We start from the raw sequence: 26,310 nt of genomic DNA on the forward strand, positions 1-26,310 counted from the left end.
ATTGACTTTTATTGCAGGAATATCAAAAAAGGTAATATCTATTTCTCTTTTGTTTATTAATCTCCTACAGCCATTAAAATCTGCTGACTTAGAGAAAATTAATAGAAGCGAAAATAATACAGAAACAAAATTAAGTAATTTAAAAAGATCAAATAAATCAGAGCTTCTATTGGTTTCTAATAGCAAACAGCTAAATGAGATAGTAATCCAATCCGATAAACAGTCTGAAATAAATGATGTTATTTATGCAGAAGGCAATGTATCTTTGTCATATAGAGGGAAATTGCTACAAGCTGATAATTTAACCTACGACAAGTTAAATAAAAAAATTAGTGCTAAAGGAAATATTGTATTGATATTGGGGGATCAAATCTTTAAAGTTTCAAAATTAGAGTACAGCTTTATTAGTGAAAAAGGTTATTTATTAGATGTTCAGGGATCTATTAATACCAATACCTTGATGGATGACTTGTCCTCGAATTTCAGCTTTTCGGATGCAAATAAGATAGAAAGTTTACTTAAATTAGAAAAAGAAGAAGCCTTAAATACTCCAGGTCAGATTAATAATTGGATTTTTTCTACAGAAAGAATAAGTATTGATGGAAAAAAATGGAAGAGTAATAAAGCAATATTTTCCAATGATATCCTTCAATCTAAACAGGTAAAAATAGAAATTAATTCATTGGAAGCTTACTCTTCTAATGAAGAATTAAGATTTAGATCATCTTTGAATTATTTAGTTTTAGATGAAAATGTTTCAATCCCATTTTGGTTTGGTAATAGAACTCTTCCTAAATCCGGACAAAATTTAGATTCAAAAAGTAGTTGGACGATAGGTTATGACAACCTAGATAAAGATGGTTTATTTATTGGTAAAAAATTTAATTCCTTAAATTTATCTGATGATTTTATTATTAATTTAGAACCGCAATTTTTAATTCAACGTTCATTTAATGGGATAACAAATAGTTTTGTAAAGAAAGGAGATTTAATAACTGGAGAAAAAGTAGAAAGAGATGCTAAATTTGCTGATTATTTTGGGTTTAAATCAGAAATAAAAGGGAAAGTTAATAATTGGGATTTGGAAATAGTTAATGAAATAAACTCCTTAGACACTAATAAATTTTCTGATGCGCTTAGATCTAAATCTATTTTGAACAAACAAATTAATTTCTTGAATGCTAAATGGGATAAAAGTTTTTACGGAGTTTATAGAGATAGAGTATGGAATGGTTCATTGGGGGAATCTGAAATTTATGCAGGTTATGGTTCAAAATTAGAAAAAAAACATACTTGGGAAGTAAATGGTACAAATAAAACTGAAGTTTTTTCTTTAGGTCTGGCACATTTAAAAGGAGAGGCGCTAGGTAGTAAAAGCTTAGTTAATAGTGTTAAAGGTAATTTGTTTTACTCCTTAGATCAAAATATTCCATTAAGTGTTGATAAACCTAAAAATAAAATTATTAATAGTTCCTATGAGTATATTTATGAGCCAATTAAAAAAGGACTAAGTCTAAATACGAGACTAGCTGGAATGTATTCTCTATATCATGATGGAAATCATCAAGAATATATTGGTTTCGGTTTCGGACCAGAGTTGATTTTAGGTAATTTCAAAACAAAAACTTTTGATTATACCCGAATTAGTATTCTCCCTTTTTATAAATTTAATAACGGAGACAGTATATTTAAGTTTGACCAAATTTCTGACAAATTTACTTTAGATATTGGTTTTGACCAACAACTGTTTGGCCCAATTTTGCTTAAAAGTAATGGAACATTAAACCTAGATAGTGATTCTAATGATTATGGGCAATTCATAAATTCAAAAATCTCTATAAATTGGAAAAAAAGATCTTATGAATTTGGTATTTTTTATCAACCTCATATTCAAGCTGGAGGAATTTCTTTTAATTTATTTGGATTTAAATAGCTACAAGAAATAAGGATTAAATTTCAAATAGGGTAAATCATTAAATTTATTTTCAATTAGATTTTCATTCTCAAGTAGTGTTGAAGTTGCATCCCATTCTCCTGATAAAAACATTTTTCTTGAACTTTCCTTAATCTCAAGATCAAAAATTAAATCTTTTGATTTCGCTAATGAATTTTTTAAATCAATTTCTAAAAATAAACTTTTATTATCGTTATATTTTTGAATATCTTGTATTGATTTTTTAGGAAGTGTGAAACATGGAATTCCAATTGCAATACAATTGCTATAAAAAATTTCGGCAAAACTCTCACCTATTATTGCTTTTATACCCCATCTCATAAGTGCTTGGGGGGCATGTTCCCTGCTGGAACCACATCCAAAATTGCTATTAACAATTAATATTGAAGCATTTTTGTGCTTCTCTAAATCGAAAGGATGCTTTCCCTTTAAAGTTTCTCTATCGTCTTCAAATACAGATTTTCCTAATGAATCAAAATTAACACACTTTAGAAAACGCGCAGGAATTATTCGATCCGTATCAATATCGTTACCAATCAATGAGATGCATTCCCCAATTATTTGTGTAATTTTTCCTAATGGTGGGGTAAATTCTGATTTCATTTGTTTATAAATTCTCTAACGTCACTTACTTTGCCATTAATTGCGGCGGCAGCAACCATAGCTGGACTCATAAGAAGTGTTCTTCCGCTTGGAGATCCTTGCCTACCTTTGAAATTTCTATTGCTAGAACTAGCACTAACTTGATTACCTATTAGCTTATCTGAATTCATTGCTAAACACATTGAGCAACCTGGCTCTCTCCATTGAAATCCAGAATCCTTAAAGATCTTATCAAGACCTTCTTCTTTGGCTTCAGTGGCAACTTTCTCTGAACCTGGAACTACAAATGCTTTTACTTTTTTAGATACTTTTTTGTCTTTCAATATTTTAGCTGCAACTCTTAAGTCACTGATTCTCCCATTTGTGCAACTCCCTATGAAACAAACATCTACTGGAGTATCTTTTATTGATTGCCCTGGCATGAAACCCATATATTCAAAAGCCTCTTCAGCAATAAATTGGTCATTTGGGGGCAAGTCATCTAACAGAGGAATCAGTTGATTGATGCCTAAACTTTGACCGGGAGTAATTCCCCAAGTTACGGTTGGTTCTACTTTTGAAGCATCTAATTTAATTACATCATCATAAATTGAATTTTCATCACTTTTTAATGATTTCCACCATAAGAGAGCTTTATCCCATTGTGTATGTTTTGGAGCATATAATCTATTTTTAATGTAACTAAAGGTCTTTTCATCAGGGTTTATGTAGCCACATCTCGCGCCCCCTTCAATAGACATATTGCATATTGTCATCCTTTCTTCCATTGATAATTCATCGATTGCAGGCCCCGCGAATTCATATGCAAAACCTACTCCAGCCTTTACACCAAGTTCATTAATAATGTGAAGCACTAAATCCTTAGCGTAAACGCCATTAGATAAATTATTTTCACACCAAATCTGTCTCACCTTCAATTTGTTCATGGCTATGGTTTGGGTAGCAAGAACATCCCTTACTTGGCTAGTGCCTATCCCAAAGGCAATTGACCCAAAAGCTCCATGAGTTGAAGTGTGTGAATCACCACAAGCGATTGTCATTCCTGGCTGAGTTAGCCCTAATTCTGGAGCTACTACATGTACTATTCCTTGATTGCCACTGCCAATATTAAAAAATTTTATTTTATGTTGTAAGCAGTTATTTTCAAGTGTTTCAATCATTTGTTCTGCAAGATTATCTTTGAAAGGTCTGCTTTGATTATCTGTTGGCACAATATGATCAACAGTGGCCACGGTTCTACTAGGAAATTTTACTTTTAAGTTTTTGTCTTTTAAAGCACCAAATGCCTGAGGACTTGTTACTTCATGTATGAGATGAAGACCAATAAAAATTTGATCTGAGCCACCAGGTAGACTAGAAACTTTGTGTAAATCCCAAACTTTATCAAATAAGGTATTTTGACTCAATTTGTAAAAAAGTTACTTTCTCTTCGATAATAGGATTAATCTGAGGCTGTTCAAACACACATTTACACTTAGTGTTTGAATTTCTATTCTATTTCGGGTTGAGTTAAATGTTTTTTTGATATTAGTAATATGATTATTCGGTCCTGAAATTGAGATATGAACTAGTCCAACAGGTTTTTCTTTACATCCTCCGTTAGGTCCAGCTATTCCACTGATCGCTATTGCCCAATCTGCTTCTAATTTTTCTTTGACATTAGTAGCCATAGCTTGACAAACTTTTTCGGAAACAGCTCCATATTTTTTAAGTTTTTCTTCGGAAATATTTAATAATGAATTTTTTAAATCATTACTATAAGTAACAATACTACCAAGAAAAACTTGTGAAGAGCCTGATATTGATGTGATTGATGAAGATAGTAGACCTCCTGTACAGGATTCAGCAAAAACAATAGTTTCGTTTCTTTTGGCTAATTCTTTTATTAAAACGCCTGGGAGAGTATCGTGATTTTCTCCAAAAATAAAGTTCGAAAATTCTTTTTTTAATTTTTCTTTTACAGGGTTAATTAAATTATTTGCTTCCACTTCACTCTTAGCTCTGGCAGTGATTCTGAGTTTAACCTCTCCCAAGTTTGCATAAGGAGCAACAGTCGGGTTCTTAAGATTTAAAAGATCGTTAATTTTTTCTGCGACGGTTGATTCTCCAATGCCTGAGAATTTAAGAGTATTTGAAAAGAAAGAATAACTATCTGAGAATTTGTTTTTAATGAAATCTAATGCAGTTTCTTCCCACATAGTTTTCATTTCACTGGGTACACCAGGGAAAGTAAGAATAGTAAATCCTTTAATTGGTTCCCATATCATTCCTGGGGCAGTACCCCTAGGGTTATTAATTATTTGCGCATTTTTAGGGAAGAAACATTGTTTCCTTAAGCTAGAATAATTGTCCTGGAGCTTTGAATTTGAAAGTTTTTGCTTTATTTCATCCCATAAGTACTCTTTTTCAAAAAGAGATACATTAAAAGACTTTGCTATTGCCTCAGTAGTTAAGTCATCTGGGGTAGGTCCCAAGCCACCGGTTGTAATTAGAAGATTACTTCTTTGAGAAATTTCTTGAATTACTTTTATAATTCGATCACAATTATCACCTACAGTTGATTGTCTAAAGTGATTTAAGCCTAATTGAGACAACTGCTCAGAAATCCATTTAGCATTTGTATTTACAATATTTCCTAAAAGTAGCTCTGTTCCAATAGAAAGAATTTCAACTCCTTTGGAATTAGAAGTCATTTAATTGATGCTTCAAGTTTGCCTTCATAAAGAGGAAAACGATTACATAAAGCTAATACTTTGTCCTTACATTGACTTTCAATCACTGAATCATTTGGATTAAGTAATCTATCAGCAATAATTTCTCCAACTTCAGCAAAAGCAGTTTCATTAAAGCCTCTGGTAGTTAAAGCAGCAGTACCCAGCCTTAGCCCACTGGTAACAAAAGGCGATTCAGGATCAAATGGAACAGTATTTTTATTAGCTGTGATATTCACTGCGCTTACTAGCAAATCAGCAATTTTTCCAGTCATATTTATACTTCTTAAATCTAGTAAAACAATATGATTATCAGTCCCTCCACTAACAATATCAATACCTCTACTTATTAAAGTGGAAGCCAACACTTTCGCATTTTTTATAACTTGTTGGGAATAATTAACGAAATCTGGTTGTAAGGCTTCTCCAAATGCAACTGCTTTAGCGGCAATAATATGTTCTAGGGGGCCACCCTGAGTTCCAGGGAAAACAGATTTATCAAATTTCTTTCCAAATTCTCCATCTTTACATAAGATAAGTCCTCCTCTAGGCCCTCTCAATGTCTTATGAGTAGTTGTAGTAACTACATCACAATAAGGTAGAGGATTTGGATGAAGTTTACTTGCTACGAGCCCCGCGATGTGTGCAATATCAGCCATTAAGAATGCACCAACTTCATCTGCAATATTTCTAAATGATTCAAAATCAATTGTTCTTGGATAAGCAGAATATCCGCATATGATTAATTTTGGTTTTGTTTCTAGTGCGATCTCTCTTATTTCATCAAAATTTAACTCACTAGTTTCTTTATTTACACCATAGTGAACTGCATTAAACCACTTGCCACTCATATTGACTGGAGATCCATGAGTAAGGTGTCCACCATGAGATAAATCCATTCCCATGATTGTATCGCCAGGTTGAAGAAGGCTTAAGAAAACAGCAGCATTTGCCTGTGCTCCACTATGAGGTTGAACATTAGCCCAATTTGCATTAAATAATTTTTTTGCTCTCTGAATAGCTAATTCTTCGATTTCATCAACAAATTCGCATCCACCGTAATATCTCTTTTGAGGTAATCCTTCCGCGTATTTATTAGTAAGGACCGATCCTTGAGCCTGCATGACAGCAATCGATGCAAAATTCTCACTTGCTATTAACTCAAGGTGAGTTTCCTGTCTATTTTTTTCGGAGTTAATGAAATTGGATATTACTGGATCACTTTTTTTAAGATTTTGAAGAATATTCATTGAACTTGATAAGTAATACTCATAATATAAACGAAATTTTTGGAAAAATATAAAAAGGATATTTCATATTTTTAAACGCGCCTGGAGAGATTCGAACTCCCGACACCCTGATCCGTAGTCAGGTGCTCTAATCCACTGAGCTACAGGCGCATAATTTGTAATATCTCTGTTTCAGGGTATCTTAGTCAACTAGATTTCAGGTAAAATATCTATTATTAACAATCTCATTATTATAAATATGCCCATAAAGTGGTACGGAAACGGCGATTTAGAAGATCCCATCTACAAGCATTTTTCTCGAATAGTAAATTTTGTGATTCACTGCATGATATTTACTGCGGTTGTAAGTGGTACTTGGCTTTTAAAAGAAATTAAATATGAAATGGCTTTTTTTAATAATTTTGCTATTTTCTGGTCAATTCTTTTAGCTTCCCACTTAATTTTTGTAATTATAAAAAAACCCAGAGATTTAGAAAAACAATCAACTTAAATCAATTTTATTTATGGACTCTCAGATAAGCATAAGTGATCTAGAAAATATTATTTCAGAAAAGGTTTATATAAAAATAGAAAAGTGGAATTTATATCTTGGAGATGCTGGCCTAGCTAGAAATCTTGCTATTGAATGTATAAGCAATAAAGATCAAGGCACATTAGAGGCTGCAAAAATAAGTTTGAAAGCAATTAATGTAAAAGTAGGAGATGGACTTAAAAGTATTCCACTTATTAATTTAATAACTTCCGCACAAATTCTTGAATTAGAGGAAATTTTGGAAAGTTTTTTTAATAACTAAATCTTTTTTTGATAAATTTTAAATTTATTTACGTTCAAACATTTTGTAAGTAAAAAATAAATTACAAAAAAAGTTAGAGATCCAAATATTAATAATAAAAATCCTCCAAAATTTGAATTAAAGTTATTCTTAGTTTTGAAAATAGTCAAACAAAGTGTACTATCTAAAAATGATGCTAATGACATCAGAGTAATTTTTTTCAATAAATCCAAGTTAGGCAAATGGATATCTTCATTTCGCAGATTTAAAGAAAGCAAAATACAAACTATAAAGTTGACTATTACTGAAGATAAGATTATTCCTACAACTCCAAAATTATATGGTGAAAGATTTCCAAAATTCTTAATTGGTGCACCAATTAAAAACCAATCAAAAAAGATATTAAATATGATCCCTGCGAATGACAACTTAAAAGGAAATTTTGTTTTTTCTATTGAATAGTAAGTTCTTACTAATAAATCTCTATAAAGATAAAAAGGTATTCCAAATCCATAAGCAATTAATATATTCTTCACTTTTAAGGTGGCTGAATAATCAAAGACTCCTCTTTGAAAAACTAATTGAACAATTTGGTTATTGAAGGTTATGAAAAATCCAGTTAAAAAAATAGTTGTCAAGAAACAGTACTCTATTCCAGAGATTAATTTTTTTTGGAATCCTCTGGAGTCTTTATAACTTCTCAATTTAGAAAATTTTGGAAGTAATGGCAAAATTAAAGAGTTGGATAATATGCCTAATGGGGCTTGTATAAGAAAATTTCCGTAAGCTAGTCCAGATGCTGCTCCTTGAAAACTGGAAGCAAAAAACATATCAATAAAAACGTTAATTTGACTTAGACCTGATGAGATAGATGCTGGAAAAATTAGGTTGAAAATTCTTCTCTCTTCATCTTTAAACAATTGGAAAGTTGACTCTAATCTCAAGAGACCGCTTTTATTTATTTCCCAAATTTGAACAACAAACTGAATAAAAGTTCCTGTCAAAGTTGCAAAAGCTAGTAACCCCGAATAAGTGAGGAAATTTGAAGATGAATTTTCTGTGTTGAATATCCAACTAAATAGAATAAAAAAAATTGTAGTTATGCTTGTTATGGCTGGGCTTATACTTGATAAAAAGAATTTTCTTTGAGAATTTAAGGCTCCAAAGCTTAAACCTATAAAGCCAGATAATGGTATACAAGGTGTAAGTATTCTTAATTGGTAAGTGGCAATAGATTTAGCTTCGTAACTTAAATTGGGGGCTAATAAATCAATTAATAAATTGGAATTAAAGTAAATCAATATAGCTAAACTGCATAATAATATTGAAAGTTTTATGCTTACTTGAGTAAGAACAATCCCTCCATTTTTTTTGTTAAGAGGAGTTAAAACTGCTACTACTGCATTATGTAAAGGGCCATTAATTCCTCCAATGATTATTAGCAAAAAACCAGGAATTATATAGGCATAATTAAATGCGTCGTAAGTTACCCCAACCCCAAAAGCAGCAGCTATAAATATTTGTCTTATACATCCCGCTAATTTACTAAGACTAGTACCAAATGAAATTGAAAAAACATTATTTTTAAAAAATGAATGCATTTGGCTATATCAAAAATTTTTCAATAAGATTAAGTTTCAATTATATTTGATTTTTAAATAACGACATATTTTATGAATGATCGGATAATTGAATTTGATCCATTAATTGAAGGGGTTTTAATTAATAGATATAAAAGGTTTCTTGCTGATATTGAATTAGAGACTGGAGAGGTAGTAACTGCTCATTGTGCTAATACAGGACCAATGAAAGGACTTTTGACCGAGGGAGCAAAAGTAAGAATGAGTGTTTCCCCTTCTCCTAAAAGAAAATTACCTTTTACTTGGGAACAGATATGTGTTTTAGATGCAAAAAATGAGGAGGTTTGGGTTGGAATTAATACCCTATTTGCAAATAAGTTGATCAAAAAGGTTATTGAGAAAAATTTGTTAAACGAAATAATTGGAGAAATAGAGACAATTAAAGCTGAAGTGCCTTATGGAAAAGATAAAAAAAGCAGAATTGACTTTTTTTTAACTCCAAAATCTTCAAATCCTGATAAACGTAACATATATATAGAGGTTAAAAATACGACCTGGATGAAAGGAAATGTAGCTCTATTCCCAGATACAGTAACGAAAAGAGGTCAAAAACACCTTATAGAATTAAAGGAATTAATTCCTGCAAGTAAAAGTATTTTAATACTTTGTATTACGAGAAAAGACGCTTGTTTCTTTTCCCCTGGAGATGATGCAGATCCCTTATATGGCAATCTTTTTAGAGAATCTTTTAGTGCAGGTATGATACCAATCCCATGCTCGTTTGAATTTCACAAAGACCACATAACATGGAATGGAATTAAACCTTTGAAATAAATTAAAAACTTGATATTTTGAAATTAATAAAAAAAATTTTTTAATTTAACAAATATAAATTTAGGATGCAACTATAAAATTGGTAGCAACGACTACTAGACACTAATAAGTTTTTTGAGCAAAATTGAATATGAAAGGAAACAGAACAAACTGTTTTTTTGCAGATCTAATTTTTTTTTATGACCACTGCTTTGCAAACGCCTCAAAGGCGCTCTAGGACCAGATTACAAGACGCAAGTCTTGTAAATGGACCTATGCTCCTTTTGAGGAGTATTCGAGGATTTAGTTCAAACCGCTCCATGTTGTGGCTTGCAACTGTTCCTTTAGCACTTTTTGGATTAGGACTTTTTAATGTTGCTGCTCATGCAACAGAACTTCCTGATCTTAATGCAGCATTTTTAGCAAATAACCTTTGGTTATTTGTTGCAACAATTTTAGTTATCTTCATGAATGCTGGTTTCGCTATGGTAGAAGCCGGTATGTGTAGATCTAAAAATGCTGTCAACATTCTCGCCAAAAACCTTTTTGTATTTGCTTTAGCAGTTACTTCATATTGGTTTATTGGATTTGGAATTATGTATTACGGAAAGGAAATAATTCCTGGAATACTTTATTTTAATTCCTTATTCTTTGATCCAACAGTTACTGCTGAAATGATTGAAGGAGCAGAATTAGTACCAACAGTTGACTTCCTCTTCCAAGCAGCTTTTGCTGGAACTGCAGCAACTATTGTTTCTGGTCTCGTCGCAGAAAGAGTTAAGTTTGGAGAATTTGTTGTATTTGCCATCGTTTTAACTGCTTTCATTTACCCAATAGCTGGTAGTTGGAAGTGGAATGGTGGTTGGCTTGATCAGCTTGGATTTATTGATTTTGCAGGCTCTTCAATTGTTCACTCAGTTGGAGCTTGGGCAGGTCTTGTTGGAGCTATGCTTCTTGGACCAAGAATTGGTAAATACTCAGATGGAAAGCCTCAGGCTATGCCTGGACATAATATGGCAATTGCTACTTTAGGAGCTCTTGTTCTATGGATAGGTTGGTATGGATTTAATCCAGGTTCTCAACTTGCTATGGATCAATGGGTACCTTACGTTGCTGTAACTACCACTTTGGCAGCAGCAGCCGGAGCTATTGGAGCAACTATTGTTTCTACTTTAACATCAGGAAAACCTGATCTTACAATGATCATTAATGGCATCCTTGCCGGTTTAGTAAGTATCACTGCCGGTTGTGGTGATATGACTCTTGTAGGAGCATGGTTCGCTGGACTAGTTGGTGGAATTATTGTCGTATTTTCTGTTGCCGCTCTTGATGCAGCTGAAATTGATGATCCAGTAGGTGCATTTTCTGTTCACGGAGTTTGTGGCGTATGGGGAACCATAGTCATTGGTCTTTGGGGAACTGAAATGCAAGGAAGTGGACTAGGTATTGGACTACTTAATGGTGGAGGTATTAAATTACTTCTTGTTCAAGCACTTGGTGCAGCAGCTTATGCTATCTGGACTCTTGTTACCTGTTGGATTGCTTGGTCTGTAATTGGAGGATTATTCGGTGGAATCCGAGTATCTGAAGAGGAAGAGACTCAAGGTCTTGATATAGGAGAGCACGGAATGGAAGCATATCCAGACTTTGCATCTGCTAAATAATCTAACTTAAAATTAATTTTAGAAACCTGACTTATGTCAGGTTTCTTTTTTTTTACAAAAAATTATTTAAAATGTTGTAATATTTAAAGATGGATACTCAAGCTTTTAGAAGATCTCTGCATCATTCTGACAGATATAATAGAAGGGGTTTCGATTCTCCAACAAAAAGAGCTCAAGCTTTAGAAGAAGCTTATCAAAGTGATTTGATAAGTTCTATAAGAGATAATGGTTTTACCTACAACAAAGGCCGACTAAATATTAAATTGGCCAAAGCCTTTGGTTTCTGTTGGGGAGTTGAAAGAGCTGTAGCAATGGCATATGAAACTCGGAGACATTACCCTAATGAGAATATTTGGATAACAAACGAAATAATTCATAACCCTTCTGTTAATGATCATTTGAGAAAAATGAATGTAAAGTTCATTTCAGCTAAAAATGGAATTAAGGATTTTTCGTTAGTTTCTAATGGGGATGTAGTTATATTGCCTGCTTTTGGAGCTACTGTTCAAGAAATGAAACTCCTTCATGAGAAAGGATGTCATATTATAGATACAACTTGTCCTTGGGTTTCTAAGGTTTGGCATACTGTCGAGAAACATAAAAAGCATGTTTTTACATCTATTATTCATGGAAAATTTAAGCATGAAGAGACTCTTGCTACCAGCTCATTTGCAGGTAAATATTTAGTTGTACTTGATCTAGAAGAAGCAAATTATATATCTGAGTATATTCTGGGCAGAGGAAACAGAAATGAGTTTATGAACAAATTTGCTAAAGCTTGTTCTGATGGATTTGATCCCGATAAAGATTTAGATAGAGTGGGAGTTGCTAACCAGACAACTATGCTTAAGAGTGAGACTGAGGAAATTGGAAAGGTTTTTGAAAAAACGATGTTAAAAAAATTTGGACCAGAAAATCTAAATAGTCACTTTTTAGCATTTAATACAATTTGTGATGCAACTGAAGAAAGGCAAGATGCAATGTTTTCTTTGGTTGATGAAGACCTTGATATTCTAGTAGTTATAGGCGGCTTTAATTCTTCAAACACTACTCATTTACAAGAAATAGCAATTACTAAAAATATTACTTCTTTTCACATAGATACCCCAGAGAGGATATCAGTTGAAGAAAACTCGATATTACATAAACCACTAGGATTAGATTTAGAACTTAAAAATAATTTTTTACCTAGTGGAAATATTAATGTCGGAATTACATCAGGTGCATCTACTCCTGATAAAGTTGTTGCGGATGTTATAGAAAAGTTGACTGTTATAGCTTCTTGAAGTTGCAACGTTATTTATAAATATGCTTAGTTTTTTTAATTTATTACTCATATCTTTCCAAAAGATCTACTTTATTAACTAGAATAATTAAAAATTCATGAAGTATGGAAGACAAAACACAAACTAATCAGGTTCAAACAGCCAGTATGAACAGAACTAAAGCTCCGCAAAAAGTTGAAGTTGTAGTTGCTAATTCATCTTCCGGCTCTGAAGTAAATATCCTTGGAGAACTATCAATTTTTATTTTACGGATTGGGTTTTGTGCCTTAATGATTCATCATGGTATAGAGAAACTTCAGGATCCAGAGGGTTTTGCTGAATTTGTAGTTGGTAAGTACTTCCCATTTTTGCCAGGTGATCCTGTCGTTTGGACTTTTGGAGCAGCGATCACTCAATTAGTATGCCCAGTAGGATTGGCTATAGGTATTTTTGCGAGGCTTTCTTCTCTTGGGTTATTATCCACAATGGCATTTGCCGTTTATTTTCATCTCCTAGATACTGGACTAGAAGGTTTTCCTCTTGCAGTGGTTGAAGGTCATAATTATGCCTTCGAATTGTCTTTTATATATGGTGCTATTTCTCTCTATTTTCTATGCGCAGGTCCAGGCAGGCTCTCTTTATTCAGAAAGACTAACAAGATTACATATTATCCAAAATCAACATAACTAACCTAATGCAAAAAATGCCTTTTTTGCGTAATTACCATTGAGATTCCTTTAGAATTACACATATCAATACTTTCTTGGTCTCTTAGACTCCCTCCAGGTTGGATAATTGCTTTTATACCATACTCATTTGCAAGTTCTACAGTATCTGCAAATGGAAAAAACCCATCACTGGCCAAGACAGCATCAGAACATAACTTTCCAGCTGCTTGTAATGCGATTTTTGCTGCTCCAACTCTATTCATTTGTCCAGCTCCTATACCAATAGTTTTTTGGTCTTTTGCAATAACAATCGCATTCGATTTCACATGTTTACAAATTTTCCATGCAAAATTTAGATCTAAGTTCATTTGATTACTCGGATTATTCTTAGTTACTGACATCCAACTTTCAGTTTTATCTTCACTATCATTAGTGTCTTGAACAAGTAATCCTCCCATTATTGATTTAGTAGAAGTTTGCTTCTTTTTTGGGAGTTGATCTTTTGATAACTTTAAAATTCTTAAATTCTTTTTGATTTTTAAAATTTCTAAAGCTTCCGCATCAAAAGATGGAGCTACGACACACTCTAGGAAAATATCTTTGAGGTTAATTGCGGTTTCACTATCAACATTTGAATTAAAAGCAACTATTCCTCCAAATGCACTAACTGAGTCGCATTCCAAAGCATTCAAAAATGCTTGAGAGGCTGAATTACTTATAGAGGCACCACAAGGATTATTGTGTTTTAGAATAACAGATGCAAACGTATCTGTAGTAAGTTCATCTTTTTCTGCATAGCCAAATTCTAAAACTGTTGAAAGTGCTGACTCAAGATCTAATAAATTGTTATAACTTAAATCTTTACCTTGTAATTGTTCTGCTGAGTTCCATCCAATATTACTCAAACCATACCACAAAGCTTTTTGATGAGGATTCTCCCCATATCTTAAGGTGTTGATTAGTGGATAAGATTCAATATATTTAGAGGATTGTAAACCTCTTTCTTTACTTATCCAATTAGATATTGCAGTGTCATAGTCTGCTGTATGTTGAAAAGCTTCAAGGGCTAATTGTGCTTTATATGAATCCTTTAACTCACCTTTTTTACTTTCTTCAAGAAAATTCTGATATTGACTAGGATCGACTAAAACAGAAACGTCTTTATGATTTTTAGCTGCAGAACGAATCATTGATGGCCCTCCTATATCGATATTTTCAATAGAATCTTCCCATTTAGATCCCTGTTCTACAGTTTTCTTAAAAGGATATAAATTGACAACTACTAAGTCAATTAACTCAAGATCGTTAGCTTCTATATCTCTTTTATGTTCTTCATCAGTTCTTTTAGCTAATATTCCTCCGTGTATTTTTGGATGTAAAGTTTTCACTCTTCCTCCAAGGATTTCTGGAGAATTAGTAAAATCTGCAACTTTAATAACTGGAATATTTGCCTCTATTAGATGTTTGGCAGTTCCTCCACTTGATAGAATTCTATAATTAAATTGTTCTACCAATTCCATACAAAATGGGACTATATGTTTTTTATCTGAGACACTTACTAAAGCTAATGGTGACATTATGAGAAAGTTTATTTACTTAAGAATATAAACATGAAATACGATATCCATCATGAATTTGTCTCGATTAGCTCTCAAACTGCAACTCATAGAATTATTTTGATACATGGTTGGGGAGCCGATTCAGATGACCTTTTAATATTTGGAAAGGAGATGACAGATAAAATAAATCTTGATTTTGAGGTAATTTCTTTGAGGGCTCCTGGAGTTCATCCAAGTGGTCAGGGAAGACAGTGGTATGGATTGTACCCACATGATTGGAATGGAGCTGAAGTTGAAGTAAATCAACTTTTATGTACATTAAAAAAATTTGATACTGATCAGATTTCACTAAGAGAAACAATTTTGTTGGGCTTCTCTCAGGGGGCGGCAATGGCAATTGATGCAGGATTCAAATTAAATTTTGGATTGATTGTTGCTTGTAGTGGTTATCCTCATCCAAACTGGGTTCCTGGAGAAAAATGCCCACCATTGATTATTAGTCATGGTTTATTTGATGATGTCGTGCCTATAGATGCTTCTCGGATTATTTATGAAAAGGTAAAAAGTAAGTCTTCTAAATTTTGCGAATTATTAGAATTCGATGGATTCCATCAAATTGATTCAAATTTAATTAATTTTATAAGTTCAAATATAAATAATATTTTTTAAACAAAAGCATATTCGTATTCTTCAATTTCTTCCCAATCATCTGCAGTAAGTTCTAGACCCTCAAATATTTTTTCTTCACCAATTCCTTCAACTACGAATTTTAGTGATGGAAATAAAAAATGATTTTCTTCAGCATATTGGGCGCTAAATAATCCTTTTTCACCCCAAAAAAACCTATCAGTGGTATGTTCATTTCTTCGGACATTGAAAACTGAAGGCGCAGAGAGACCATTTTCAGCTATGAATCTTCTTGCTGCTGTAACTGGTTTATGTTTGCCAGTTTCGATATGATAAATAGGTACATGTGCCATTACCCTTTGGCCAGCCAATCTTCTTCTGCTGATTCTTTTTCTTTTTTTTGACATTGATTGGTACTCCTGAAATTATTAATGAGATTAGTCTTATTTATTTTTACTAATCTTATATCTGTGATTTTGAATTCACTTCAAATTACATAGAGGACCCATCAACCCCTGATGTAGCTTAAAATATGATTAAATGTTCATATTTAAGGCTGGCTAAAGTCAGACCTCTTTATATATCTTAATACTTTTTTCATATTTTACAAGCCCTTTTCAAATTTTTTCTAAAAATTTCTCAAAATTTTATTAGTTATGAATCTCTCAAAAAAATTTGAAGAACTAGTCATAAAACAGCTAGAGAGTTTTGGTTGCTCAATGGGAGTTACTCATTTAGTTATGTATCTTGCTTCAGCTAACCAAGGAACTAAAGCATCTTTTGAAATGATTGGTCAATGGCCACAAATTGATAGGCTTCTAATATCAATAGAAGATGATCCTTCACTCAAAGTTTCTTCTCCTAATAGAAGATGGTACCCGCTTCAAGAAAACGATATTCTACTTGGTGTCCTTAGGGTAGAAACTGATTTGAAAGGGGGGAATTGGCCAGTATCTCTTGATTCTAGATTAAAAGCACTATCAATATCTTTAGCTAAATGCGTTTCTATCGAATTAGAACGTCAAAATAAAAATGAAGAAATCAATTATTTAAAAAATCAGGTCAATGTCATAATCCATCAATTGAGGAATCCATTGGCTGCTCTCAGGACATATGCAAAATTACTAATAAAAAAACTTGGTTCAGATGATGATTCTATTGAGATAGTCGAACGCATGATAATAGAGCAAAAACAAATTAATCAATATATGGACTCTTTTGCGAAATTAAATACATCTATTCAACTTCCTTTAGAAATTGGAGAAGAAAGATTATTATTACCACCAAATTTAGATAATAATAAGGTAATAACTGTTCAGAGTTTATTGAGGCCAATTTTAGAAAGGGGTAAAGCTAATGCGAACTTAGAGAATAGAGATTGGACTGAACCTTCTCTTTGGCCACGTTGGACTTTATCGCCATTAAAGGCAAAATATGCTGTAATTGCTGAAATTGTGGCTAATTTATTAGAAAATGCGTTTAAATATGCCCAACAAGATGCTGAGATTGGACTCACCATTACGAGTAAAGGTATGTGCATATTTGATGATGGAAAAAAAATAACCAAAAATGAAAATGAGAAGATTTTTCAAAAAGGCTTTAGAGGATCTGCCGCTAAGAAGAAGGATGGTACTGGTGTGGGACTTTTTTTAGCGAGAAAATTAGCAAAACAAATTGGAGGAGAGTTGAGATTGCTGGAAAATTACTCAATTGATAATACTGAGGAATTAAAAAATCTTAAGAAGAAAAATATTTTCTACTTAGAGCTTCCTATAAAAGAATTGAATGCATAAATAACATTGCAGTTTCAACAAGTACAACACTCGCACCACAGGCATCTCCATTGAAGCCTCCAATTTTATTACCCAGCATGTTTGGAATAGAATAACTTAAGAAAGTACCAATCAAAATAAGAAATAAAAATTTAATTAATATTGCTTGGGTTGTAATTGACACTAATTGGTATGCAATAAAAATTAAAAGAAAAATAATGGAAATCAAAGATTCTTTTTTAAATCCATTCCAAAACTTTTTATGACTAATAGATTTTTTCTTGAAACTCATATATTTAAATTTTTCTATAAAAAATAAATTTGAAAATCTCCCCCAAAATAAGCATATTGGTAAAACAATAATTATTTGGTTTTGAATTTTGAGTATGCAAGCAATCTGAATTAAAGTTATAAAAACTAACGACTGAACGCCAAAGGACCCAACTTTACTGTCTTTCATAGCTTTTAAACGTTTCTTTTTGCCCGCAAAAATACCATCGAAAGTATCCATTAAACCATCCAGGTGTAGACCGCCAGTAATTAAATATCCTGAAGCCAAACAAATTAATGTAGATGCATAGATAGACCAAGAGTTTGCTGTTAAAAAAATAAAAATATAACTCTGTATTGTTCCAATAAAAAATCCCAAAGGCGGCGCAAATTGTGCAATATTTTTAAATTCGGGATTAATAAAAGGTATCTTTGGAAAGGTTGTATAGAAAATCCAAGATCCTGCCAAATTTTTTATTAAATATTTTTTGATGATATGAAAATAGATTCAATATTAAATAATAGGGTAGATTAATAAAAAAGGATTAAAAATTTTTATAAATTATCGTGTTTCAATTTGAAATTACATCGAATTGCAGTAATACAGATGCAAGAACTGGTATATTTCATACCCCAAATGGTCAGGTAAACACTCCAAGATTTATGCCTGTGGGTACTTTGGGAACGGTTAAAGGAATTTCATCTAAGCAGTTAACCTCTACAGGATCAGAAATGATTCTCTCAAATACCTTCCATCTTCATTTGCAACCTGGAGAAAAACTAGTTAAAGAATCTGGTGGAATACATAAGTTCATGAATTGGCCTAAGCCTATTCTTACTGATTCAGGTGGATATCAAGTTTTTAGTTTGGCTAAATTAAATAATATTTCTGATAAAGGTGTGGAATTTAAAAATCCAAGAGATGGTAGTCATGTATTTTTATCACCCGAAAAAGTAATGCAGATTCAAATGGATCTTGGCTCGGATGTTGCGATGGCTTTTGATCATTGCCCTCCGCATACAGCTAATGAAAATGATATAGAGGACTCCTTACTAAGAACTCATTCTTGGTTGCAAAAATGTGTTGAGACTCATCAGAAATCAAATCAAGCATTATTCGGAATAATTCAAGGTGGTAAGTATCCTAGATTAAGAGAATATAGCGCAAAATTTACAAGTTCTTTTGATCTGCCTGGAATAGCGGTAGGGGGTGTCAGTGTTGGAGAGGCAGTCGAAGAAATACATAGTGTAATTAATTACATCCCGAAATTCTTACCAATAAATAAACCAAGATATTTAATGGGAATTGGCTCTTTAAGAGAAATTTCTTTAGCTGTTGCTAAAGGATTCGATATATTTGACTGTGTTTTGCCTACAAGACTAGGAAGACATGGGACTGCATTTTTTAATGATCAAAGATTGAATTTGCGAAATGCTCGATTTAAAAATGATTTTTCTCCGATTGATAAAACTTGTAAATGCGAAACCTGTAAGTCCTATTCTCGTGCATATTTGCATCATTTAATTAGAAATGATGAAATATTAGGTCTCACCTTAATAAGTTTGCATAATATTGCTCATTTAATAAGATTTACCAATGCCATTTCTAATGCAATTAAAGATAATTGTTTTACAATTGATTTCGCTCCTTGGAAAACAGCCTCTATTGCTCACCATACGTGGTAACGTCTTATCATAATTAATTAAATTATTAAAAAAGGTGCTCATTCTATTTAATACATTCGCTGAATTGCCTGAGGCTTACAAGGCTTTTGCTCCAACTGTTGATGTTCTTCCATTAATACCTTTATTTTTCTTTTTATTGGTATTTGTTTGGCAAGCTGCAGTTGGATTTAAATAAAATCTTTTCGTTTAGATAGTTAGTCTTAGAATGGATTTTCAAGTAAAATCGCATCTCCAGAATTTTCTACAGCACTCTCTATAAAATCTGCTATTTTTAAAGCTCTTGAGGCCTGCTCACCATCTACCTCAGGTGTTTCTTTGCCTTGAACGCATTTAAGAAAATGTTCCAATTCTGCATAAAGAGGCTCAATGGAAGTTGTGCTAACTTCTTCGACATACCCGTCATTCCTATAAACTAATTCGCCATGCTCTGCAGTATATGATTCATGTGACTTTCGATGGATTTGTAGAGAGTGATTTAAGAAATCAGTTTCTACAAGCCCATTTTGACAGTGAGCGCTTAAACTTCTAATTTTTTTATGGCTCATTTTGCTTGCAGTTAAGCTTGCAATAACATTATTTTTAAAAACCAAAGTGGCATTTACATAATCTATTAATCCTTCACTATTTCTGCCTCCAACAGCTGCTAATTTTTGTATTTTTGAGTTTACAAGCTCTAAAACAAGATCAATATCATGAATCATTAAATCCATTACTACCGATACATCATTTGCTCTATCTGCGTGAGGACTATGTCTTCTTGCTTCCAAAACAACAATTTCTTCATTATGCACTATTTTATTTAGCTCCCTAAAAGCGGGATTAAATCTTTCAATATGGCCAACTTGTAATAGACAATTACTTGCATTAGAGGCATCTATTAAAGATTGTGCTTCTGACTCGTTAGCTGCAATTGGTTTTTCAATAAGAACGTTGGAACCTCCCTTTAGACAATCCAATCCAACTTTGTGATGTAGTAGTGTTGGGACAGCGATACATATAGCATCAACTTTAGGAATTAAGTCTTTATAATCTTTGAACCATTCACATTGAAATTGCTCAATAGCTAATTTGCCTCTCTCTTCATTTGGATCTGCAACTCCAACGAGATTTGCATCTTTAAGTAAACTAAGTACTCGAGCATGATGCCAGCCCATATTTCCTATACCTATGACTCCAACCTTTACGGGGGATGAGGTTGGGTGCATAACTTAAATCCATATATTTAAGTATTATTATCCTCTATTGGAAGCACCATTTAGCTTTTGGGAAGAATTATTTTAACACGATCAATTTTTGGACCTGACATAGAAATAACTTCAAATTTAATGTTATTAAAATCTAAAACATCTCCAATTTTTGGAACCATTTGGAATTTTTCTAGCAGAAATCCAGCAAGGGTATGGTAGTCTGTACCCTCTGGAATAGAACATCCTAACTTTTTGTTGATATCTATAATTTCTGATTTTCCAGCTATTGACCATTTTTTAGACAAATTATCTAAGATTTTCATATCTGAATAAGTTCTATTATTAAGCATTTCCTCTCCAACTATTTCGCCATTTAGATCAGCTGCAGTTATGAGCCCCTCTGTTCCACCGTGTTCATCAACCACTAGTAAAAAAGGATTATAGTCTCTGACTATTGGCAATATTTCAGCTAATGAGCATGTTTCTATTATTTTTGTCACTGGTAAAAGGAAGGGCTCCAATAATGTATCGGCTTCCATTTCACTCTTTGATATTGGCTTAGCTAAATAACGCAAATCTAATACACCTAATACATCATCTAGAGACTCGCCAATTACAAAAAAACGTGCATGTCGAGTCTTGTCTACTTGTTTCATCAGTTCTGAAAAAGTTATATTTTTTGGCAAGGTTACCATTTCAGATCTTGGAATCATTACTTCTCTGACCTGTGTGTCTTTTAAAGCAAAAACTCCTTCCAGAATATTCTTCTCATCTGGCTTTAAACCGGTAACATTATCTGTTTCTATAAGAGTTTCTAATTCACCTGCAGATAAACCCGAATTTAAAGAATCCCATTTGTTATTTAAATTGAATAAACCTAAACAGGCGCTGGCAAAGAATTCTATTATCGCAACAACAGGTTGCATACCTTTTCTAACTGAGTCGAATATGGTGGTTAACCTTAATGCAGCAGACTCTGGATTATTAATTACTAGGGCTTTAGGAATTAGTCCAGAGACAAGTGTAACAACTAAAACCACAAACAAAAATAATAGAAGATCATAAAACCTATTTGGCAAAATATTTCTTCTCCAATAATCATTTGCAATGCTATTACTTAGCCAACCAATTGCAATTAATGAAATTGTTACTCCAAATTGAGAAGCAATTAAGGAAGATCTAAATCGTTTTTGAATTTTTAAAATTGAAAATGCTCCTTTCTTTTTTTCTTCTATTAGCCTTAAAACTTTACTTGGCCTTATTAACAAAAAAGAGAGTTCACTTGCTGCGAAAAAAGCTGGGAAAAATAAAAGAAATAAAAGTAGAGTTATTTTCATTCAATGACAAATAAATAATGGGGGTGGCGAGGATCGAACTCGCCTTAGCCAAATTATGAGTTTGGTGCATTCACCAGATTGCTACACCCCCAAGGGAGTTTATGTAATTTTAATTACATTGAATTTCAATATACAATATAAAAATAATATTTCAAAAAACACCTTATTAGGAAGTTTTTGTGAGATTTCTTTTTTTTCTTCTAATCTTTAAATATAAATTTAACTTTTACTAATGGGCAATTTTTCTGATAAGTATGATTTAAATAAAGCAAAATTGTTAAAACAGTTAATTGAAAAATCTTATAAGAAAGGAAACTTCACTTTAGCTTCAGGTAAAAAAAGCAGTCATTACTTGAACTGTAAACCGGTATCTTTAAATGGCGAAGGTCTAAACTTAATAAGTGATTTATTTTTAGAGTTAATTGACTCAAGGTCAAAAGCAGTGGCAGGAATGACATTAGGTGCAGATCCTCTTGTAAGTGGATTAATCGTCTCAGCTGCTTCGCAAGGCCTATTCATTAATGGTTTAATAATTAGGAAAGAAATCAAAAATTATGGCACAAAAGCTGGAATAGAGGGCCCTTCGTTAGAAAAAGGAACTTTGGTAACTGTGTTAGAGGATGTAGTCACTACTGCTGGTTCAGTAATAAAGGCAATAAAAAAGTTACGTGAAAATAATTATGTTGTTAAGGAGGTTTTGTCTATTGTTGATAGACAAGAAGGAGGATATGAAGCTCTTGATGATGAAAATGTTAAATTAAAGAGTCTTTTTACAATAAACGACTTTTTATAATTTTTTTTAAGATGCAAGATTTAGAAAAAAATTTTTGGCTTGAAACATTTGATTGTTTTTCTGTTTCTGGAAAAGATGCTAAAAAATTTTTAAATGGAATTACTACAGGCAATATTTTAAATTCAGAAAATAAAGTTACTAAGACTTGTTGGTTAACTCCAACTGGAATTTTAAGGTCACTAATTGAGATTATTTTTTTAGAAAAAAGCTTAGAAGTAATTATCTTAGCCGGCAACATAAATGAAATAATTGATTATTTTAATCAAATAATTTTCCCAGCTGATGATGTACTTATAAGTGAACCTTTCTCGATAAATAGAATTCAGGAAATTGATGAAATTAGTTCATGGAGGACTTACCAACCTATTTTCTTTAAGAAAAATGATAAAGAATTTGAAATATATAAAAATAAACTAAATTTGTTGAATTCTAATGATTTAAAACTTTGGAAGGTTAATCAGGCTATACCCTCCTTAGATATGGAAATTAATGGGAAAAATAATCCTCTTGAGTTGGGATTGCAAGATCTTATAGACTTTAATAAAGGCTGCTTCTTAGGACAAGAAACAATGTCAAAAATAAAAAACGTTTCTTCTTTAAAACAGGAAATAAGAGTTTGGCAATCATTTGATTCTAATTTGAATTTCGAATATGAAGATAAAAATTTATATACAAATCCTGCCAAAGAAAATTCTGTCGGCGTAATAACTAGTATTCACAAATCTGATCATCATATAAAAGGCTTAGCTATGATAAAAAAGAAATATTTAGAAGAGGTAAGTTATTTTTATTCAGAAATTTTTGGAAAAGTTATTATAAATAAATCTGTAGGATCAATTTTCCTTTAATTTTTTTTTAACTGATTTTTGAATAAAAATTTTGCAATATGTAGTGTAGCTAAACAATCATCTTTATTATATTTGATAATTTTTTTTAAAAATACTTCGTTTTCGGTAAGTTGGTATTGAATCCACCAGTAAAGGGCTTTAGATCCGTTTACATCTTTCTGTTCCCATTCAAAACCTAGCCAATTAGAGACTGTTTTTAAGCTATAATTTTTTATTGGTAATATCCAGGATTTTCTTATTAAGGTATGTAAGTCGATAAACCTTGATTTAAGAAACTCAATTTCCTCAATTCTTAAATTTAATTTTTTAGCAATATTAATTATTGCTATTTTTTCAGTCTCTCCGTAATGTAAAACTGGCCATTCCTTATTAGAAAAAAGCATTTTAATAATTTGATTGTGAGATTCCTCTTTATTATTTTTGAGATTTAAAATTGGTTCATAAATTCGAACTTCTTTTTTTGTAGATAAATTATTTATTTTTAAAAATCCATATAAAAAGTCATGCCTAACGTCTGGATTAGACTCTATATCAAAGATATAAAATCCTGAACTTGTTTTTTCTATCAGATCATAAGAATTATTATTATTAGAAATGCAAAATGGTTTTCCAGAAATATATGCTTGTGCTTGCTTTATAAATTTGGAGGCTTTTTCATACTTTTGATCTTTAAATTTAGATAACTTATCTCCAAGTTCTTTTTCGTTATATGAAGATAATTCTTGAATATTAGATATCCCATTTGCCTTAAGTAATAAGGCAGTTTTAGATCCTATTCCATCTATATCTGAAAGATATCCATTTTCTTTTGCTTCTTTGTTACAAAAATTTTGCCATGAACAAATAGTACATTTTTTTCTATCTTGGGTTATCTCTGGAATAAATCCCTCCAAGGATGCATTCAGATTTAGTAAAACATTAAAAACCTTTTTTCTTAATTTCTTATTTAAATAAATTTCTTCAATACTAACTTTATTACCAAAACTTGAAATTACCAATCCTTTTTCAATTTTAGATTCTTGAAAAGTTTCTAATATAATCGAACTAAAAGCTAAGTCGAATAAATGTTCTTTAGTAGTTTTGTGGCCTAATTTATAAACAGCAGGTAGATATTTATATGTTCCCCATTTACTCCTACCATTAGTTTTTACAAGTAATTGGGGTTGTATCTCTACATTAAGATTTTGGAATAAATTTTTTTTGATTTTAAGTCCAATTACCCCTTGAGAGCCCTTTTTGCAGGCTTTTAATCCTGTATATATATCACCATTACAAAACTCGGAGAAAATGTGATACTGATTAATTTTATCTATGGCTTTATGCGGAGACCAAATTTCACAAGATTTATTACCTTTAAAATCTAGCCAAGCCTTTCTTTTGCATCTTATAAAACTTTTTAAATAAAGAGTATTCAAATTATTTTGAAGCTTAGTTTTAAAAATTACTTATATAAATTAATATAGATAATTAAAACAAATAAAGGAACTTTTAAATTTGGCAGGTGAAACATTAGATAACATAAAATTTGGAACTGATGGGTGGAGAGGAATTATTGGATTTGATTTTAATATTTCCAATCTTTCAAGGGTTGTAGTGGCGGCATGCCAGGAGTTGCATTATCAATTTCATAAAGAAGTTAATTCAAAGAAAATTTTAATTGGATATGATCGTAGATTTATGGCAATTGAATTTGCCAAGCAAATAGTTCCTTTCGTAAAAGGATGTGGTTTTGAACCTATCTTGTCTAATAGTTTTGTTACAACGCCTTCTTGTAGTTTTTATGCTAAAGAAATGAATTGTTTGGGAGCTTTAGTTATTACAGCAAGTCATAATCCATACAATTGGTTGGGTCTAAAAATAAAAAGTTTTAATGGATGTTCTGTTGATGAATCTTTTACAACTGAAATTGAAAAAAGATTAATGCTTGGTAATGCAATTGATAAACTAGAGGATTCATATGAAATTGCGGATGTTAAGAAGTTACATTTAGATAGAATTAAATCTCTTTTTGATATTGAATTTATTGCTAATCAATTGAAAAAAATGAATATGAGGATTTTTGTCGATTCTATGCATGGTTCAGCTGCAAAATGCATAGCTGAGATTTTTGGTGGTAATGATTCAGAAGTAGTTTCAGAAATTAGAGAAGATGCTGATCCTTTTTTTGGAGGAAATCCTCCCGAGCCTCTTTTAAATTATTTAGATGACTTAAATGAAACACTTATAAAAAATTCAAAAAATGAAGTAAAAACTTTAGGAATTATATTTGATGGAGATGGTGACAGAATTGCGGCAATTGATGAAAAAGGTAGATACTGTAGTACACAAGATTTATTACCATACTTTATTAGCTATTTGGGAGAAATTAACCATAATTCTTATCCAGTTTTAAAGACTGTTAGTGGTTCAGATATTATTAAAAATATATCAGAGAGCCAAAATAGAGATGTTTTTGAACTTCCAGTTGGCTTTAAATATATTGCTGAAAAAATGATTAAAGAGAAAATATTTATTGGAGGAGAGGAATCTGGGGGAGTTGGTTTTGGTAACTTTATGCCTGAAAGAGATGCTCTATATGCAGCGATAGTTTTATTAAATGGAATTGCTGAAAAATCTCAATATTTATATGAAACTTTAGATGAAATTCAAAAAGATTTTGGACCAAGTGTTTATAAAAGAATTGATATTAAATTTCCAAATCAGTCAGAAAAAAATAACGTAAAAGAATTTATCATAGATAATATTCCTGAGAATATTAATAATCACAAGTTAAAAAGTATCTCAAAGATTGATGGAATAAAGTTGAGAATTGATAAAAATTTTTGGCTTCTTTTTAGGTTTTCAGGAACGGAACCTCTTTTAAGGTTATATTGTGAAGCACCAAAAGAATCTTATTTAGATGAGTTATTAGAGTGGGGTCAAGTATTTATAAATTTGGCAGGAAAATAAG

25 protein-coding genes and 2 tRNA genes are annotated in these 26,310 nt (G+C 31.8%); 14 read left to right on the forward strand and 13 right to left on the reverse strand.

The window, feature by feature from the left end:
- Position 1 precedes the first annotated feature (1 nt).
- Positions 2-1,933, forward strand: coding sequence for a DUF3769 domain-containing protein (locus PMT9312_RS01290; RefSeq protein ID WP_011375819.1), 1,932 nt, complete (start codon positions 2-4; stop codon positions 1,931-1,933).
- Here the strand turns inward: PMT9312_RS01290 and leuD are convergent, their stop codons facing one another.
- The 5 genes from leuD to PMT9312_RS01315 all read right to left on the reverse strand — a co-directional run bounded on the left by leuD (position 1,934) and on the right by PMT9312_RS01315 (position 6,668).
- Positions 1,934-2,557 (reverse strand): 3-isopropylmalate dehydratase small subunit, encoded by a 624-nt coding sequence (gene leuD, locus PMT9312_RS01295; RefSeq protein ID WP_011375820.1) that lies wholly within the window; start codon positions 2,555-2,557, stop codon positions 1,934-1,936.
- Entirely contained in the window at positions 2,554-3,963 is a 1,410-nt protein-coding gene (gene leuC, locus PMT9312_RS01300; RefSeq protein ID WP_011375821.1) for a 3-isopropylmalate dehydratase large subunit, read from the reverse strand. Before leuC ends, leuD begins: the two co-directional genes overlap by 4 nt.
- Positions 3,964-3,975: 12 nt before the next feature.
- On the reverse strand, positions 3,976-5,250 hold the full coding sequence (locus tag PMT9312_RS01305) for a competence/damage-inducible protein A (protein WP_011375822.1): 1,275 nt from the start codon (positions 5,248-5,250) through the stop codon (positions 3,976-3,978).
- Positions 5,247-6,518, reverse strand: coding sequence for a serine hydroxymethyltransferase (gene glyA / locus PMT9312_RS01310; RefSeq protein WP_011375823.1), 1,272 nt, complete (start codon positions 6,516-6,518; stop codon positions 5,247-5,249). Before glyA ends, PMT9312_RS01305 begins: the two co-directional genes overlap by 4 nt.
- Positions 6,519-6,594: 76 nt before the next feature.
- A tRNA-Arg gene (locus PMT9312_RS01315) sits at positions 6,595-6,668 on the reverse strand.
- Between the two features lie 88 nt (positions 6,669-6,756).
- Between PMT9312_RS01315 and PMT9312_RS01320 the strand changes: the two genes are divergently transcribed.
- Positions 6,757-7,008 carry a hypothetical protein gene (locus PMT9312_RS01320; protein ID WP_011375824.1) on the forward strand — a complete coding sequence of 84 codons (252 nt, stop codon included), beginning with the start codon at positions 6,757-6,759 and terminating at the stop codon, positions 7,006-7,008.
- 13 nt (positions 7,009-7,021) lie between these two features.
- Positions 7,022-7,312, forward strand: coding sequence for a DUF3181 family protein (locus tag PMT9312_RS01325; RefSeq protein ID WP_011375825.1), 291 nt, complete (start codon positions 7,022-7,024; stop codon positions 7,310-7,312).
- Here PMT9312_RS01325 and murJ read toward each other — a convergent pair.
- Complete coding sequence (gene murJ, locus PMT9312_RS01330; RefSeq protein ID WP_011375826.1) at positions 7,309-8,892, reverse strand: murein biosynthesis integral membrane protein MurJ; 1,584 nt, start codon at positions 8,890-8,892, stop codon at positions 7,309-7,311. The genes PMT9312_RS01325 and murJ overlap by 4 nt on opposite strands.
- Before the next feature lie 72 nt (positions 8,893-8,964).
- On the opposite strand from murJ, the gene sfsA reads away from it, so the two are divergent.
- The 4 genes from sfsA (at position 8,965) to PMT9312_RS01350 (ending at position 13,299) form a co-directional block, all read left to right on the forward strand.
- Positions 8,965-9,705 (forward strand): DNA/RNA nuclease SfsA, encoded by a 741-nt coding sequence (sfsA, locus tag PMT9312_RS01335; protein WP_011375827.1) that lies wholly within the window; start codon positions 8,965-8,967, stop codon positions 9,703-9,705.
- A 179-nt stretch (positions 9,706-9,884) separates the two neighbouring features.
- A complete protein-coding gene (locus PMT9312_RS01340; RefSeq protein WP_011375828.1) occupies positions 9,885-11,348 on the forward strand; it encodes an ammonium transporter in 1,464 nt (487 codons plus the stop codon).
- An 89-nt stretch (positions 11,349-11,437) separates the two neighbouring features.
- Positions 11,438-12,634 carry a 4-hydroxy-3-methylbut-2-enyl diphosphate reductase gene (locus tag PMT9312_RS01345; protein WP_011375829.1) on the forward strand — a complete coding sequence of 399 codons (1,197 nt, stop codon included), beginning with the start codon at positions 11,438-11,440 and terminating at the stop codon, positions 12,632-12,634.
- Positions 12,635-12,738: 104 nt separating this feature from the next.
- Positions 12,739-13,299, forward strand: coding sequence for a DoxX family protein (locus PMT9312_RS01350; protein WP_011375830.1), 561 nt, complete (start codon positions 12,739-12,741; stop codon positions 13,297-13,299).
- A gap of 5 nt (positions 13,300-13,304) precedes the next feature.
- Here PMT9312_RS01350 and purH read toward each other — a convergent pair whose 3' ends face one another.
- Complete coding sequence (gene purH, locus PMT9312_RS01355) at positions 13,305-14,858, reverse strand: bifunctional phosphoribosylaminoimidazolecarboxamide formyltransferase/IMP cyclohydrolase (RefSeq protein WP_011375831.1); 1,554 nt, start codon at positions 14,856-14,858, stop codon at positions 13,305-13,307.
- A 33-nt stretch (positions 14,859-14,891) separates the two neighbouring features.
- On the opposite strand from purH, the gene PMT9312_RS01360 reads away from it, so the two are divergent.
- Entirely contained in the window at positions 14,892-15,509 is a 618-nt protein-coding gene (locus tag PMT9312_RS01360; RefSeq protein WP_011375832.1) for an alpha/beta hydrolase, read from the forward strand.
- On the opposite strand, the gene PMT9312_RS01365 is transcribed toward PMT9312_RS01360, so the two are convergent.
- On the reverse strand, positions 15,506-15,874 hold the full coding sequence (locus tag PMT9312_RS01365) for a DUF3155 domain-containing protein (RefSeq protein WP_011375833.1): 369 nt from the start codon (positions 15,872-15,874) through the stop codon (positions 15,506-15,508). The two genes, PMT9312_RS01360 and PMT9312_RS01365, sit on opposite strands and share 4 nt — an antisense overlap.
- Before the next feature lie 249 nt (positions 15,875-16,123).
- On the opposite strand from PMT9312_RS01365, the gene PMT9312_RS01370 reads away from it, so the two are divergent.
- Positions 16,124-17,260 (forward strand): sensor histidine kinase, encoded by a 1,137-nt coding sequence (locus tag PMT9312_RS01370; RefSeq protein WP_011375834.1) that lies wholly within the window; start codon positions 16,124-16,126, stop codon positions 17,258-17,260.
- On the opposite strand, the gene PMT9312_RS01375 is transcribed toward PMT9312_RS01370, so the two are convergent.
- On the reverse strand, positions 17,238-17,978 hold the full coding sequence (locus tag PMT9312_RS01375) for an adenosylcobinamide-GDP ribazoletransferase (protein ID WP_011375835.1): 741 nt from the start codon (positions 17,976-17,978) through the stop codon (positions 17,238-17,240). The two genes, PMT9312_RS01370 and PMT9312_RS01375, sit on opposite strands and share 23 nt — an antisense overlap.
- Before the next feature lie 98 nt (positions 17,979-18,076).
- Here PMT9312_RS01375 and tgt point away from each other — a divergent pair, with 98 nt between their 5' ends.
- Positions 18,077-19,195 (forward strand): tRNA guanosine(34) transglycosylase Tgt, encoded by a 1,119-nt coding sequence (gene tgt, locus PMT9312_RS01380; RefSeq protein WP_011375836.1) that lies wholly within the window; start codon positions 18,077-18,079, stop codon positions 19,193-19,195.
- 34 nt (positions 19,196-19,229) lie between these two features.
- The gene (locus tag PMT9312_RS01385; RefSeq protein ID WP_011375837.1) at positions 19,230-19,370 is read left to right on the forward strand and encodes a photosystem II reaction center protein K; all 141 of its coding nucleotides are present in this window, start codon (positions 19,230-19,232) and stop codon (positions 19,368-19,370) included.
- 25 nt (positions 19,371-19,395) lie between these two features.
- On the opposite strand, the gene PMT9312_RS01390 is transcribed toward PMT9312_RS01385, so the two are convergent.
- The 3 genes from PMT9312_RS01390 to PMT9312_RS01400 form a co-directional block, all read right to left on the reverse strand.
- Positions 19,396-20,400, reverse strand: a complete 1,005-nt coding sequence (locus PMT9312_RS01390; protein WP_011375838.1) for a Gfo/Idh/MocA family protein — start codon at positions 20,398-20,400, stop codon at positions 19,396-19,398.
- Positions 20,401-20,450: 50 nt separating this feature from the next.
- On the reverse strand, positions 20,451-21,719 hold the full coding sequence (locus PMT9312_RS01395) for a hemolysin family protein (RefSeq protein WP_011375839.1): 1,269 nt from the start codon (positions 21,717-21,719) through the stop codon (positions 20,451-20,453).
- A gap of 18 nt (positions 21,720-21,737) precedes the next feature.
- Positions 21,738-21,810: transfer RNA gene (locus tag PMT9312_RS01400), tRNA-Ile, on the reverse strand.
- A 141-nt stretch (positions 21,811-21,951) separates the two neighbouring features.
- Here PMT9312_RS01400 and pyrE point away from each other — a divergent pair.
- Positions 21,952-22,512 (forward strand): orotate phosphoribosyltransferase, encoded by a 561-nt coding sequence (gene pyrE, locus PMT9312_RS01405; RefSeq protein ID WP_011375840.1) that lies wholly within the window; start codon positions 21,952-21,954, stop codon positions 22,510-22,512.
- Between the two features lie 11 nt (positions 22,513-22,523).
- Entirely contained in the window at positions 22,524-23,360 is an 837-nt protein-coding gene (locus PMT9312_RS01410; RefSeq protein WP_011375841.1) for a folate-binding protein YgfZ, read from the forward strand.
- Here the strand turns inward: PMT9312_RS01410 and PMT9312_RS01415 are convergent.
- Entirely contained in the window at positions 23,357-24,775 is a 1,419-nt protein-coding gene (locus PMT9312_RS01415; protein ID WP_011375842.1) for a TM0106 family RecB-like putative nuclease, read from the reverse strand. The two genes, PMT9312_RS01410 and PMT9312_RS01415, sit on opposite strands and share 4 nt — an antisense overlap.
- A 79-nt stretch (positions 24,776-24,854) precedes the next feature.
- Here PMT9312_RS01415 and PMT9312_RS01420 point away from each other — a divergent pair, with 79 nt between their 5' ends.
- Positions 24,855-26,309, forward strand: coding sequence for a phosphoglucomutase/phosphomannomutase family protein (locus PMT9312_RS01420; RefSeq protein ID WP_011375843.1), 1,455 nt, complete (start codon positions 24,855-24,857; stop codon positions 26,307-26,309).
- The last annotated feature ends 1 nt before the right edge of the window (position 26,310 follow it).

Source organism: Prochlorococcus marinus str. MIT 9312, assembly GCF_000012645.1.
Lineage (GTDB): Bacteria > Cyanobacteriota > Cyanobacteriia > PCC-6307 > Cyanobiaceae > Prochlorococcus_A > Prochlorococcus_A marinus_L.

Coding starts and splice junctions, on each gene's coding strand:
- leuD (WP_011375820.1), bottom strand. CDS start 2,557: ATGAAATCAGAATTTACCCCACCATTAGGAAAAATTACACAAATAATT.
- PMT9312_RS01305 (WP_011375822.1), bottom strand. CDS start 5,250: ATGACTTCTAATTCCAAAGGAGTTGAAATTCTTTCTATTGGAACAGAG.
- glyA (WP_011375823.1), bottom strand. CDS start 6,518: ATGAATATTCTTCAAAATCTTAAAAAAAGTGATCCAGTAATATCCAAT.
- PMT9312_RS01320 (WP_011375824.1), top strand. CDS start 6,757: ATGCCCATAAAGTGGTACGGAAACGGCGATTTAGAAGATCCCATCTAC.
- PMT9312_RS01325 (WP_011375825.1), top strand. CDS start 7,022: ATGGACTCTCAGATAAGCATAAGTGATCTAGAAAATATTATTTCAGAA.
- murJ (WP_011375826.1), bottom strand. CDS start 8,892: ATGCATTCATTTTTTAAAAATAATGTTTTTTCAATTTCATTTGGTACT.
- sfsA (WP_011375827.1), top strand. CDS start 8,965: ATGAATGATCGGATAATTGAATTTGATCCATTAATTGAAGGGGTTTTA.
- PMT9312_RS01340 (WP_011375828.1), top strand. CDS start 9,885: ATGACCACTGCTTTGCAAACGCCTCAAAGGCGCTCTAGGACCAGATTA.
- PMT9312_RS01345 (WP_011375829.1), top strand. CDS start 11,438: ATGGATACTCAAGCTTTTAGAAGATCTCTGCATCATTCTGACAGATAT.
- PMT9312_RS01350 (WP_011375830.1), top strand. CDS start 12,739: ATGGAAGACAAAACACAAACTAATCAGGTTCAAACAGCCAGTATGAAC.
- purH (WP_011375831.1), bottom strand. CDS start 14,858: ATGTCACCATTAGCTTTAGTAAGTGTCTCAGATAAAAAACATATAGTC.
- PMT9312_RS01360 (WP_011375832.1), top strand. CDS start 14,892: ATGAAATACGATATCCATCATGAATTTGTCTCGATTAGCTCTCAAACT.
- PMT9312_RS01365 (WP_011375833.1), bottom strand. CDS start 15,874: ATGTCAAAAAAAAGAAAAAGAATCAGCAGAAGAAGATTGGCTGGCCAA.
- PMT9312_RS01370 (WP_011375834.1), top strand. CDS start 16,124: ATGAATCTCTCAAAAAAATTTGAAGAACTAGTCATAAAACAGCTAGAG.
- PMT9312_RS01390 (WP_011375838.1), bottom strand. CDS start 20,400: ATGCACCCAACCTCATCCCCCGTAAAGGTTGGAGTCATAGGTATAGGA.
- PMT9312_RS01395 (WP_011375839.1), bottom strand. CDS start 21,719: ATGAAAATAACTCTACTTTTATTTCTTTTATTTTTCCCAGCTTTTTTC.
- pyrE (WP_011375840.1), top strand. CDS start 21,952: ATGGGCAATTTTTCTGATAAGTATGATTTAAATAAAGCAAAATTGTTA.
- PMT9312_RS01410 (WP_011375841.1), top strand. CDS start 22,524: ATGCAAGATTTAGAAAAAAATTTTTGGCTTGAAACATTTGATTGTTTT.